The sequence below is a fragment of the Desulfobulbus propionicus DSM 2032 genome, from assembly GCF_000186885.1.
GTDB classification, from domain to species: domain Bacteria; phylum Desulfobacterota; class Desulfobulbia; order Desulfobulbales; family Desulfobulbaceae; genus Desulfobulbus; species Desulfobulbus propionicus.
The window spans coordinates 572104-585035 of record NC_014972.1 but is presented as its reverse complement, the minus strand read 5'-3'; the positions used below and the strand labels follow the sequence as shown (position 1 = coordinate 585035).

The following is a 12932-nucleotide window of genomic DNA, read 5'->3' as shown; positions in this document are numbered from 1 at the left end:
TATGCGCATACTATTAACAGGGAAAAACGGCCAAGTGGGATTTGAACTGCAACGGGCCTTGGCACCGCTGGGAACACTTACGGCGGTGGATCAGACCGACTGCGATCTCACGGACCAACAGGCCATCCGTTCCCTGGTGCGGTCGATTCAACCGGACATCATCGTCCACCCGGCCGCATATACCGCTGTTGATCGGGCAGAAGCGGAATCGGACTTGGCCATGGCCATCAATGGAACAGCTCCGGGCATCCTGGGAGAAGAGGCGGCGCGAATCGGCGCCCTAGTCGTGCATTACTGCACCGATTACGTCCATGACGGCACCAAGCAAGGGTTCCATACCGAAAACGACCCGCCCAACCCACGGAATGTCTACGGTGCAAGCAAGCTGGCTGGCACAAAATCCCTTTGCCAAAAAACAAACAAGCATCTGATCTTTCGCACCTGTTGGGTATTCGGCGCCCATGGAGCCAACTTTGTCAAAACAATGCTCAAGCTTGCCGGGGAACGGGAAACACTCAACGTGGTAGCCGATCAGTTCGGCGCCCCAACATCGGCATCCCTGATCGCCGATATCACCGCACAGGTGATCGGCCAGTACCAGCGGACGGAAGAAAAGCACTTTCCCTTCGGCCTGTATCACCTCGCCGCCGCCGGGGTCACCACTTGGCACGAATTTGCCCAGACAGTGGTTGCTGCCAGCCTCCGCGCGGGCATGGGCCTGAAATTGACACCGCAATCCATCCGTCCGATCACCACCGCCCAATACCCCCTTCCTGCCCGCCGTCCAGCCAATTCTCGACTGGCCACCGACAAGTTGCGCGACACCTTCAGCCTGCACTTGCCCCCCTGGCAGGATGGGCTCTCCCATGTTTTGCAGCAAATTCTCTGACCAAATCAATCATGCGTAAAGGCATTATTCTTGCCGGCGGCGCCGGTACCCGGCTGTATCCAGCCACGCTGGCTGTCTCGAAACAGTTGTTGCCGATTTTCGACAAACCGATGATTTACTATCCCCTCTCCACGCTCATGCTGGCGGGCATCCGGGATATCCTGATCATCTCCACACCACAGGATACGCCGAGATTTGCCCAACTGCTGGGCGACGGTACCCGATGGGGCATTCACCTCGACTACGCGATTCAGCCCAGTCCCGATGGCTTGGCCCAAGCCTTTCTCATTGGGGAACGATTTATTGGTCAGGATAAGGTCGCCTTGGTCCTTGGCGACAATATTTTTTACGGTCACGAATTTCATAAACTGCTGGCCAACGCCAGCGCCCAGAACAGCGGGGCAACCGTTTTTGTCTACCGCGTACAGGATCCCAGGCGGTATGGGGTGGTTTCCTTCGATGAACGAGGAACAGCCATCACCCTGGAGGAAAAGCCGAAACAATCCAAGTCCAATTACGCGGTCACTGGATTGTATTTTTATGACAATCAAGTCATTGACATCGCGAAAAGCATCAAACCGTCGGCTCGCGGTGAACTGGAAATCACCGACATCAACAAAACCTATCTCGAAAACAATATATTGCGCGTCGAGATCATGGGCCGCGGCTATGCATGGCTCGACATGGGCACCCACGAATCCATGCTTGAGGCAAGCCAATTCATTCAAACCATTGAGAAACGGCAAGGATTGAAAATATCCTGTCCAGAAGAGATAGCCTATCGTTTGGGCTGGATCAACGCCGAGCAGCTTGCCGCGCTTGCCCAGCCGCTTGCAAAAAATGGCTATGGCCAATACCTGCTGGCCATCCTGAAAAAAAAGATTTTATGATCAACGTGACCACCACAGCCATAGCGGATCTTCTGATCATCGAACCAAAGATTTTTGGCGATGAACGCGGCTTTTTTTATGAAAGTTACAATGAACGCGTTTTCCGTCAACTGACCGGTCTCACGGTCAATTTTGTTCAGGATAACCATTCCCGGTCAACCAGAGGAGTGTTGCGTGGTCTCCATTATCAACTGCCTCCAGCCGCTCAAGGAAAACTTGTTCGGTGTGTGGTCGGTGAGGTTTTCGATGTCGCGGTTGACATCCGCAAACAATCACCCACCTTTGGTCGTTGGGTAGGCCTCCATCTTTCCGCGGACAACAAACGACAGTTTTGGATTCCCCCCGGATTTGCCCATGGCTTTGTTGTCCTGTCGGAGACGGCCGAATTTCTGTATAAAACGACTGAATATTACCAACCGCAATACGACCGGGGAATTCGTTGGAATGATCCCGATCTGGCAATAACCTGGCCCTTGCATGACACGCCACAACTTTCCGAGAAGGATTGCACGGCACCTTTGTTCACGGCTGCGGAAGTTTTCGCATGAATGGGAGGATACCCTCTGCCAGCCGGTTTGACGATTGGCTTCATTGCAGCCTGGTATCGATGAACAAGGAACACGAACGAAAGCACGAAGCCTTTACAATCAAAAAATCTACCCTCATTTCGGCAGACTGTAACCATCCGTTCCTCGACCACACGAATCCGGGGTGAGGAATTGCCGAGGCAGGCTTATTGCCTTGATGCGGAAAAGTTGGTAAAGAGAAGCGATGGTCACGGATACGCCACCAGGCATGGAAATAAAAACAAAACAGAACGGACTGCCGCCATTTAGCGTTGCCGCGCAGTGGCCGCGCACGGCGATGAATGAGCAGCAATGGAATATCGCGGGGCAGCGTTGGGCAATATTGCGACAAGTCTATCCCCAAGAAGCGCAAGCATGGGTGGAAGCGGCAATCTGCCATCAGAAATGCGGTAACCACGATACCGCTGAATCATTGCTGCGGACCGCCATGGAACAATTTCCGCGGCACGCGGGCGTGGCGGCAGCCCAAATTCGCCATGCCTTGATCTGTGGGAAGATGGAGCAGGCAGATCAGCTTGCGCGCGCAGCCCGGGATATGTTTCAACGTAACCTTCAAGTGCTGCACGCTTCAGCCCAAGCTGCTCAATATTGTGGGAAGATGGAGGAAGCCCTCGCGCTCAATGCCCAGGCCCGCACCCTGTTTCCAGAAGAACCGCAAGCGTGGGAACAGTATGCGGAACTGGCCATGGCGGCTGAAGATTGGCCCCTGGCCCTTAAGCGTTGGGCAGAGGTGCGGGTCCGATTCCCTAAAATAGCCACCGGATACGAACGTGCCGCCGTGGCCGCCAACCACTTGGGTGACGACCGATTGGCCAGACAGCTAAAGGCGGCCCGAGAATTTGGCCACCAATGGCTGGAATCGCTTCACCAACAGAACCCTTTGCCGGCAGAGGAGATGAAGGCGCCGGCACGCTCCTCCTTTTTCTCGTTTGTTGATTTGGTTTTGACCAAGGCCAAAATGAACCTCAAGTCTGAAGCAAGTCAAAACTATCTGCGGTATCTCTGGTGGCTCATTGACCCCTTGCTGTACATGACCGTTTTTTACATTTTTTTTGGGCTGATCCTCCACCGCGGTGGCGACAATTATCTGGCCTATCTATTAACCGGACTTGTTCCCTTTCAATGGTTTTCTAAAACGGTGCAACAGTCATCCAACTCTATCGTGGCCGGAAAAGGCTTGATGCACCAGGTGCGCCTCTCACCCCTGTTTTTTCCGCTGGTTTCCATTTTCCAAAATCTGGGTAAGCAGATGCTGGTATTTATCATGCTTGCCCTATTCCTGATCTTGGTCGACCTTCCGCCAACAGTGTACTGGTTAGGCTTTCTTCCCATTTTTTTTGTTCATTTAACACTCATCGTTGCAACGAGCTGTTTGGTAGCGATGATTGTTCCTTTTATCCGCGATGTTGCCTACCTGGTCCCCACGGCCATTCAATTTCTGCTCTTCTGCAGCGGAGTCTTCATACCTTTGGAAAGTATACCCGAAGCATGGCGAGTACTGTTCTTGGTAAATCCCGTCGCCAATATCCTGCACCAGTACCGATTGATTTTTGTGCATCAAAGTTGGCCGGCCTGGGAGTTGCTGGGATGGCTCGCACTAGGCGCTTCATTGGCCTTAGTTTTCGTACTGCTGGGTTATCGGCGCTTGAAATCGACTTTCCCCAGAGTGGTACTCGAATGAGTGCACCAATAGAATCGACACAACAAGACACGATGCCAATGACCGATCAACCTACTCTCCCAAAAACGGACAAAATAATCCTTTCGCTACGGAATGTTGGGGTACGCTATAAACGCCGAGGCAACCTGTTTCGAAAGGTTACCTACTACCAGGCCTTGCGCGGAATCGATTTAGACATCCGTCGTGGGGAAACAATCGGTATCATTGGTCGTAACGGAGCAGGCAAATCGACCCTGCTACGGGTATTAGCAGGGATTATCGAGCCCGATGAGGGCGAGATCATTAACCATGGGGTTACAGTGTCTCTGCTGGCCTTGCAGGTAGGGTTTGACGGTAACCTATCAGGCAGGGATAATGCCATCTTCAGCGGCATGTTGCTCGGTTATTCCCGATCCCAGGTTGAGGGCAACCTGGAAGCAATAACTGAATTTTCCGAACTCGGTGATTTCATGACCGAACCAGTCCGTACCTACTCAACGGGCATGCGGGCTCGGCTCGGTTTTGCGGTTGCCATGTTCATGACGCCAGATGTTTTGTTACTGGATGAAGTTCTGAGCGTTGGGGATAAAGGCTTCCGGCAAAAGGCAGAAAAGGAAATGTTGCGCAAGATTCATTCGGAACAAACCGTGGTGCTTGTCTCTCATTCGGAAAGCCAGATCTCCAAGTTGTGCGATCGAACAGTTGCATTGTAGTGAACATTCCTCCCAGGAAAAAGCGGTGGAACAATAAGTCCTTAATCAGTGAAAAATCAGCAATAAAACAGAGCTGATTCTAAAATCAAATTATTGAAATTTTTATAAAAATATTGCAGTATGCTCTTGTTCGAAAAACTCACTCAGCAGGCGAAAACATGAAACGAATGCTCCTGGAGCAAAGCAGCGAAGAATTCTACACCAGCCACTCCGGGCTGGCCTTGGCTGGCGCCTGCATCAACCGGTACAGTGACCTTGGCCGGTATGTCGGCAGGGCGGCCAAGGGGAGCGATCACATTACCGAGATCGATATCCTGCGCAGCTATCTGGGCCTGTTGTGTCTGGGCAAGAGCGATTATCAGGCCATTGCCGCCATGCGAGAGGACGACTATTTCAAACAGGCCCTGGGTATCGGCCGGGTGCCCTCGGTCGAGCGGCTGCGGCAACGACTGGACGAGGCCGGAACTGAGCTGATCCCGGTGGTCAATCGAAGTTCGCGAACCATGCTCAAGCGGCTCAAAGCCCCGATCACCGGCTACCGGAGCGGTCTGGTCCCCCTGGATGTGGACGTCTTTTCCCAGGATAACTCCAACACCAAGAAGGAAGGTGTCAGCCGCACCTACAAGAACTACGATGGCTATGCTCCCATGGCTGCCTATCTCGGCATGGAGGGCTGGTGCCTGGAGGGGGAACTCCGGCCGGGCAGCCAGCATAGCCAGAAGGGGTTTGTCAACTTCATCAAGCGGGTGATTTCCGGCGCCAAGGATCTGACCAAGCAGCCGCTCAGGGTTCGCGCGGACGCGGGCAACGATGCCCTCGAGACCTTGGTCGCCCTGGAAGACGCGGAGCAGACCCACTACATCGTCAAATGGAATCCCCGGGAAAGCGATGTCATCGCCTGGCGCGACAGGGTGTTTGCCGAGGGACCGGTCAAGACTCCCAGAGAAGGGAAGCGGGTCGGCGCCCTAATCGTCGAAGAGCGCAAAAAGGTCGAAGAAATAACCTATACCTTCAAACGAATCGTCAGGGTGACTGAGCGGACCATCGATAAAAAAGGTCAGTTTCTCCTCGCTCCGGAGATCACCCTTGAGGGCTGGTGGACCGACCTTACGACAGCTGCGGAAGATGTGATCGAACTCTATCGGCAGCATGCCACCTCGGAGCAGTTCCATAGCGAGTTCAAGACCGACTTGGATCTCGAACGGCTGCCGAACGGCAAGTTTGCCACCAACGCCCTGGTGATGGCTTTGGGCGCCTTTGCCTACAATATCCTCCGCTTTATCGGGCAGACGGGCCAGATCGCCCCCTTTGGACCGGTGAGGCATTCGGCCAAACGCAGACGGCTGAGAACTGTGATCCAAGAGCTGATGTATCTGGCCGGACGGCTGCTCACCACCAGCAGGCGATTGAAGCTGCGCTTCAGCCGGCATTGCCCGGCCTTTGCCGCCTTCAGTGCCGTGTACTCGGGGCTGATGACGGCAAATTAAGAAAACAATAAAAAGTCAGAGTGATACAGGATACCCCTGTCCTCGTTTCGCGCAGATGCGGATTTTTCAATGAAAAAGTCGCCAGATTAACCGTAGCGTTCGGTGGACAAGCACAGTGTCAGCCCGCAAGGCTGACAATCGCCCCTGCCTGACCCAAACGAGGAGGTCCGGTCGAGGGCGTCACGGATTCAGGATAAGGACAAGGCAAAGAGTTTCTTCCGCCATCCCCATCATCAAATACACCGAAATATTCGGTGATTTATGTACCAGTTAACAAGAGAGAAAATGAAATGTTTGGTTTGTATCGCACAACACTTGCTGTAATGGTAATGGTACATCATTTGTTTTTAGGGTTCCTGCCTCTAGGAACTTATCCTGTATTCGGTTTTTACATTATTAGTGGATATTTAATGACGTTAATTATGCATGAAACATATGGATACACAAGCTCTGGACGATTTTCTTTTGCTATAAATAGAATTTTAAGATTATATCCTCAATATTTGGCGGCTGCATTGATTTCAATTATTTTAATATTAATTCTTGGCCCTGAGTTTGTAAAAAAATTTCATGGAAGCATGTTTATGCCAAGCTCAACAAAAGAAGCTCTTTTCAATTTTTTAATTCTATTTCATCCAACAATTGAAGGTAGCATGAATCCAAGACTTGTTCCTCCGACTTGGGCACTTACCATTGAAATATTTTTCTACATTTTAATTTGCATTGGAATTTCAAAGAATATATACAGAATATATACATGGATTTTCGTTTCAATTATATATGTATTTTATAGTTTCATTGTTGGATGGCCATGGCAGACTCGATATTTTACAATAGCAGCTGCCTCATTACCATTTTCAATTGGGTCAGCAATTTATTTTATATCAAAGAATACTTTTTTTACTCAAATTTATTATTCAATAAAAATACAACCAATATTTTTATTTTTATTAATGTTATTAAATGTTTCTTTTTGGTCATACATTAAAAGAAATTATACTGGATACTGGATAGAAACAGGATTTTATTTAAATTTAATAATATGTTCTCTCATTGTTTATAGCTTATCAATAGGAGAAAAAATATTTAATATAAATAAATATATAGATAAAATTATAGGAAACTATTCGTACCCTATTTATATTCTCCATTGGCAATGCGGTTTAATTGTTTCTTTTTTAATGTTACAGCAATCAAATTTTAACAAATACAGACAAGAAGGTCTCTTCATCTTTATATTATCCGTTATCTTTGTATTATTTTTTTCATTTCTGTTCATCAGGTATATAGATGAACCAATTCAACACATAAGGATAAAAATTAAAAAGCAAATTTAGGGAATACCTGAATCCGTGACGCCCTCGACCGGATTTCCTCTTTCAGGTCTGTCGGGGGCGATTGTCAGCCTTGTGGGCTGATGCTGTTGCTTATCAACCGAACGCTACGGTCATTTTGGCGTCTTGATCCTTGAAAAAATCGTTATTGGGTGAAGCGAAGGCACGGTTGCCGTGTATCGTGCTGATTGACCAGCAAATCTTGCTTAGCTGGCCGGAATAAGCCGCGAATACACAACGCTGAAAGCGGTGAACGCCGGACAATGCCGGCTGAAACGCAACTTCAATCGCCGACCGGTGGTGATGAGCCGTCCGGCCAGATACATCAACTCTTGGATCACGGTTCTCAGCCGTCTGCGTTTGGCCGAATGCCTTACCGGTCCAAAGGGGGCGATCAGACCCGTTTGCCCGATAAAGCGGAGGATGTTGTAGGCAAAGGCGCCCAAAGCCATCACCAGGGCGTTGGTGGCAAACTTGCCGCTGGGCAGCCGTTCGAAATCCAGATCGGTCTTGAACTCGCTATGGAACTGCTCCGACGTCGCATGCTGCCGATAGAGCTCGATCACATCTTCTGGCACCATCGCAAGGTTGGTCCACCAGCCCTCAAGGGCAATATCCGGAGTGAGGAGAAACTGACCGTTTTTATCGATGGTCCGCTCGGTCACCCGGACGATTCGCTTGAAGGTATAGGGTGTTTCGTCGATCTCTTTACGTTCCTCGACGACCATGGTGCCGACCCGCTTCCCTGGCCGGGGCGTCTTCACCGGCCCCTCGGCAAACACTTTATCGCGCCAGGCGATGGTGTCACTTTTCCGGGGATTCCATTTGACGATGTAGTGGGTCTTCTCAACGTTTTCCAGGGCGACCAGGGTCTCGAGAGCATCGTTGCCCGCGTCTGCGCGAACCAGCAGCGGCTGCTCGCTCAGCTCCTTGGCGCCGGCAATCACCCGGTTGAGAAAGTCGACAAACCCATTCTGGCTATGCTGACTTCCCGGCCGGAGTTCCACCTCCAGGCACCAACCCTCCTTGCCGAGATAGGCGGCGATGGGTGCATAACCATCGTAGTTCTTGTAGGTGCGGCTGACGCCTTCCTTCTTGGTGTTGGAGTTATCCTGAGGGAAGACATCCACATCCAGGGGGACCAGACCGTTCCGGTAGCCGGTGACTGGGGCCTTGAGCCGCTTGAGCATGATTCGCGAACTTCGATGGATGACCGGAACAAGGTTGGTTCCGGCCTCATCCAATCGCTGCCGCAACCGCTCGACCGAGGGCATCCGGCCGATCCCCAGGGACTGCTTGAAATAGTCGTCTTCACGCATGGCGGCAATGGCCTGATAATCGCTTTTGCCCAGACAAAGCAGGCCGAGATAGCTGCGAAGGATGTCGATCTCGGCAATGTGATCGCTCCCCTTGGCCACCCTGCCGACAGAACGGCCAAGGTCGCTGTACCGGTTGATGCAGGCGCCAGCCAGGGCCAACCCGGAGTGGCTGGTGTAGAATTCGTCGCTGCTCTGTTCGAGGATCAATCGCTTCATGTTTTCACCTGTCGAGTGAGTTTTCTGGACAGGCGGATATTGCAATATTTATAATTAAATATCAATGTGTTAATTGAAAAATATAGTCCTGGTTACTGATCGTTTTTCACTGATTCAGGGAATATTGAAACTAAACAACCACCGACTTGAAGTCGGTGGGTTCGGAATCGCGGACTGAAAGTCCAGCAATACCGGCAGGCTGCGCAGCCGGTTCATGGCTCGACATCGAAGCCGTCATGAGGTTTGGGCTCAAAATGATGCGAAAGATACTCCTGAATCATTTCTTTCGTCAATTCGCCGGCTGTGGCACAGAAATAGCCCCGTGCCCAAAAATGCTGGCCCCAATACCGCTTTTTCACATGCGGAAATTCTTCGAATATTTTCCGCGATGTTCGTCCCTTCACCCATCTCATGATGGTGGATGGCGATATGTCAGGAGGTGCTGACACCAAAATGTGGATATGATCCTTGCTGACCACTCCTCGCAAAATCTGAATCTCGTACCGTTCACAAGTTTGGCGGACAAGCTCGCGCACTCGGATGGCAAGGTCTCCAACCAGCACGGCGTAGTGTCTTGGTTCAACAGGAATAGGACAATCCTGCCGTTTATGATAAACCATCATGAACGGAGGGAAGTCCATGCGAAAGAAGCGTCACAACTACAGCCCTGAAGAGAAGGTCTTTATCCTGAAACGGCACTTGGTTGGCCGAGAGGCGGTTTCGGATTTGTGCGACGAATACCAATTGCAGCCGAAGATTTTTTACGATTGGCAGAAGCAGTTCTTTGAAAAAGGGGCTTCAGCGTTTGCCCGTGAAGGAAAGAGCAAACAGCAGGCGGAGGAGAAGCGCATTCGTGAGCTTGAGGAGAAATTGCGCCGGAAACATGAAGTGCTTTCGGAACTGCTGGAGGAGCATATCCAGTTAAAAAAAGAACTTGGGGAGCTCTGAATGGCGGTTGGGTTCCCCATGACACCCGCGATGCCGTGGTTGATTTCAGTCGCCGGTGGAGTGCAAAAGCAGAAATACCCACCAACAGGCTCATCGTCTGGCTTGGCGTGGCGCGGAGTAAATTTTACGCCTGGATTGGCCGTTACGGCAAGGCAAACGAACATAACGGTCTAATCCCTCGTGACTTCTGGCTGGAGTCCTGGGAGCAGGAGGCCATCATCCGGTTTGCGCTCGATCATCCCCTGGAAGGGTATCGGCGGTTGACGTTCATGATGCTTGATCGGGACATTGTTGCCGTCAGTCCGAGTAGTACCTGGCGAGTCTTGGCCAAGGCCGGTTTGCTCAAGAAGTGGAACCGAAAAAACAGCGCCAAGGGAAATGGCTTCGTGCAACCGCTTCGTCCTCATGAACATTGGCATATCGATGTGTCACATCTCAATATCTGCGGCACCTTTTATTATCTATGCAGCCTGCTCGACGGCTGCAGCCGTTTCATCGTTCATTGGGAGATCCGGGAGCAGATGACGGAGCAGGATGTGGAGATCATTGTCCAACGGGCCAAGGAGAAATACCCCGAAGCCCGGCCTCGGATCATCTCCGATAACGGCCCGCAATTCATTGCCAAGGATTTCAAGGAATTCATCCGGCTCTCCGGCATGACGCACGTGCGGACATCACCGTACTATCCGCAGTCCAACGGCAAGTTGGAGCGATTTCATGCCACCATCAAGGGAGAGTGCATTCGCCCCGGCGTACCGCTTTCCCTTGACGATGCCCGGAGGATGGTGGAGAAGTTCATTGCCCACTACAACAACGTCCGGCTGCATAGCGCCATTGGCTACGTGGCTCCAGTGGACAAGCTCAGTGGCAGGGAGCAGGAAATTTTTCAAAAGAGCGGGACCGGAAACTGGAAGCGGCCAGAGAACTGAGGAAGACAAAACGGCTTCGGGCGCCGTCGGCAAACCCGATGCTCTCTCAAAAAGACAATACGGCTCCTTCGGAGTCCTTACTGCAAACGGCAAGATTGTCCATTCTAAGATCGGCTTGCGCAACCTGGTGTACAACATTGACCGAATGGGGATGCTTCTGGCTGCAAGCAGGTGAAGTGTGCCCGGAGTGCGGCAAACTGGCAAAAGACCGCCATCGAGCACAGAGCGAGGCACCGCCAAGGTGCAAAACCGATCGGATTAAAAGCCAGAAGAGCATGGTCTTTGTGAATAAAATTGCCGCTGAATGGTGCCGGGGCTTGCTAAGCTAAATTTCAAGATTCCCCTGTGTAAACAGCATCTTTCCGAAACACTGCAAAAAAAACGAGCTCTTTCCTTGTTCTCAAGTTTCGGGGTTGGCGTGGCCAAGAAAAATCGACGGCCAACCTCCTGAAATAATGTCATTTTAATGTGAAAAGCCTTTTGCATTCTGATATGTTGGATTTGCGAAAATACCTAATGATATCAAAAAGAAAAGGCTCAGATGAACCATACCCAATACTACCTGGAGCAACAAGAGGCAAAACGACTGCAAAACCGGATTTCCTCCTTTCTGGAGGATTTCAGGGTTGGCACCCTGCTGGGTGGCAGCGGCATCCGCAAATTGCGAGGGGTAAAACCGCTGGCGGTGTTCGCCGCCATCTTCTCCTTGCCGTTTAGCGGGGTCAATTTCTCTCGCGGGATCGTGAACAACCCGGAGTTGGAATTCCGCAAGGATGCCGCCTACGAGTTCTTGAAGAATCCTCGGTATAACTGGCGGAAATTTCTGCTGGGATTGGTAACCGTGGTGGTTCGGTTCATGGACGTACTGACCAGCGAGCAACGTGAGAAGGTGCTGATCATCGATGACAGCACCTATGACCGGTCCCGCTCCAAAGTGGTCGAATTGCTCGCCTGGGTGCATGACCACAACGCCAACCGCAGCTTGAAAGGGTTCAAGCTCATGACCCTGGGCTGGTCGGATGGAGTAAGTTTCCTGCCGCTTGATTTCATTCTCTGTTCCGCCTCCGAGGCAAGCAAGCGATTGCAGGGGATCAAGAAAGAGATGGACAAGCGGTACTGCGGCTACAAACGCAGAGTGGAGGCCATGACCAAATCCACCGAGCATCTGGAAACCATGGTAAAGCGGGTGTTGACGTTGGGCATCCGGGCCGACTACCATCCTGATGGACAGTTGGTTTGCCTTCCCAGCCCTGCTTGCCACCTTGGGCAAACATCTGCCGGTGATCTGCATGGGCAAGGACATGCCGAAGGTCTTTTACCGCCATCAAGGGCAATAATGGTTGAGGCTGGGGCGGCTCTTCGCCAAGCTGAAAAAGCGGCGGGGCAAGGCCAGGATTCTGGCCAGCGTGGTGGTGGAAACCAAAAAGGAGCGGAAGGTCAAAATCGTTTTTGTCCGCCACAGCCACAAACGCCAATGGTTGGCCATCCTCTCGACCAAGATTGACCTCGCCGACGAAGAAATTGTCCGCATCTACGGCAAACGGTGGGATATCGAGGTGTTCTTCAAGATGATGCACTACCTCAACCTCGAACGGGAGACCCAACTGCGGGATTTTGACGGCATCATCGGCCATATCACCATTGTCATGAGTCGCTATGTCTTCCTGGCTTTCGAGCAACGCTGTCATGACGATCCCCGCACCCTTGGCTCGCTCTTTTACACTTGCAGCGAAGAGCAGCAGGACCTGAGTCTGGTTGAGGCCATGCAGCGGCTGCTCAATCTGGCCTTGAGCAAAGTCAGGGCTGCCGGCATCATCGCCGAAGATGCAGTGCTTGCCATTGTTGATGCAGTCATGGGCTTTGCCGTTGATATGCTGCAAACAGGAAAGAGATTGACCCACGTTACAAACCTAATAACAGCAAGTTGGAGCAAGTCAGAAACTTGAGCTTGAAGCCAAGC

11 protein-coding genes and 1 pseudogene are annotated in these 12932 nt (G+C 51.5%); 10 read left to right on the top strand and 2 right to left on the bottom strand.

Annotation, left to right across the window (positions count from 1 at the left end):
• Nucleotide 1: 1 nt before the first annotated feature.
• The 7 genes from rfbD (at nucleotide 2) to DESPR_RS17700 (ending at nucleotide 7563) form a co-directional block, all read left to right on the top strand.
• On the top strand, nucleotides 2-889 hold the full coding sequence (gene rfbD, locus DESPR_RS02705) for a dTDP-4-dehydrorhamnose reductase (RefSeq protein ID WP_015723275.1): 888 nt from the start codon (nucleotides 2-4) through the stop codon (nucleotides 887-889).
• Between the two features lie 11 nt (nucleotides 890-900).
• Nucleotides 901-1779, top strand: coding sequence for a glucose-1-phosphate thymidylyltransferase RfbA (gene rfbA, locus DESPR_RS02700; protein ID WP_015723274.1), 879 nt, complete (start codon nucleotides 901-903; stop codon nucleotides 1777-1779).
• Entirely contained in the window at nucleotides 1779-2327 is a 549-nt protein-coding gene (gene rfbC, locus DESPR_RS02695) for a dTDP-4-dehydrorhamnose 3,5-epimerase (RefSeq protein ID WP_043770486.1), read from the top strand. The genes rfbA and rfbC overlap by 1 nt, the downstream gene beginning before the upstream one ends.
• A 223-nt stretch (nucleotides 2328-2550) precedes the next feature.
• Nucleotides 2551-4047 carry an ABC transporter permease gene (locus tag DESPR_RS02690; protein ID WP_015723272.1) on the top strand — a complete coding sequence of 499 codons (1497 nt, stop codon included), beginning with the start codon at nucleotides 2551-2553 and terminating at the stop codon, nucleotides 4045-4047.
• Nucleotides 3954-4739, top strand: a complete 786-nt coding sequence (locus DESPR_RS02685) for an ABC transporter ATP-binding protein (protein ID WP_425513480.1) — start codon at nucleotides 3954-3956, stop codon at nucleotides 4737-4739. The genes DESPR_RS02690 and DESPR_RS02685 overlap by 94 nt, the downstream gene beginning before the upstream one ends.
• Nucleotides 4740-4897: 158 nt before the next feature.
• Nucleotides 4898-6226 (top strand): IS1380 family transposase, encoded by a 1329-nt coding sequence (locus tag DESPR_RS02680; protein WP_015723262.1) that lies wholly within the window; start codon nucleotides 4898-4900, stop codon nucleotides 6224-6226.
• Nucleotides 6227-6480: 254 nt separating this feature from the next.
• Nucleotides 6481-7563 carry an acyltransferase family protein gene (locus tag DESPR_RS17700; protein ID WP_169701512.1) on the top strand — a complete coding sequence of 361 codons (1083 nt, stop codon included), beginning with the start codon at nucleotides 6481-6483 and terminating at the stop codon, nucleotides 7561-7563.
• Between the two features lie 203 nt (nucleotides 7564-7766).
• On the opposite strand, the gene DESPR_RS02675 is transcribed toward DESPR_RS17700, so the two are convergent.
• Both DESPR_RS02675 and tnpA read right to left on the bottom strand, forming a co-directional pair.
• The gene (locus DESPR_RS02675; protein ID WP_015723269.1) at nucleotides 7767-9095 is read right to left on the bottom strand and encodes an IS1380 family transposase; all 1329 of its coding nucleotides are present in this window, start codon (nucleotides 9093-9095) and stop codon (nucleotides 7767-7769) included.
• A gap of 212 nt (nucleotides 9096-9307) precedes the next feature.
• Entirely contained in the window at nucleotides 9308-9718 is a 411-nt protein-coding gene (gene tnpA, locus DESPR_RS02670; protein WP_043769580.1) for an IS200/IS605 family transposase, read from the bottom strand.
• A gap of 16 nt (nucleotides 9719-9734) precedes the next feature.
• On the opposite strand from tnpA, the gene DESPR_RS18880 reads away from it, so the two are divergent.
• From DESPR_RS18880 to DESPR_RS02655, 3 genes and pseudogenes are all read left to right on the top strand, one after another.
• Nucleotides 9735-10043, top strand: a complete 309-nt coding sequence (locus tag DESPR_RS18880; RefSeq protein ID WP_043770480.1) for a transposase — start codon at nucleotides 9735-9737, stop codon at nucleotides 10041-10043.
• 35 nt (nucleotides 10044-10078) lie between these two features.
• A complete protein-coding gene (locus DESPR_RS02660) occupies nucleotides 10079-10972 on the top strand; it encodes an IS3 family transposase (RefSeq protein ID WP_043769577.1) in 894 nt (297 codons plus the stop codon).
• A gap of 541 nt (nucleotides 10973-11513) precedes the next feature.
• A pseudogene (locus DESPR_RS02655) lies at nucleotides 11514-12918 on the top strand (IS4 family transposase).
• Nucleotides 12919-12932: the final 14 nt, after the last annotated feature.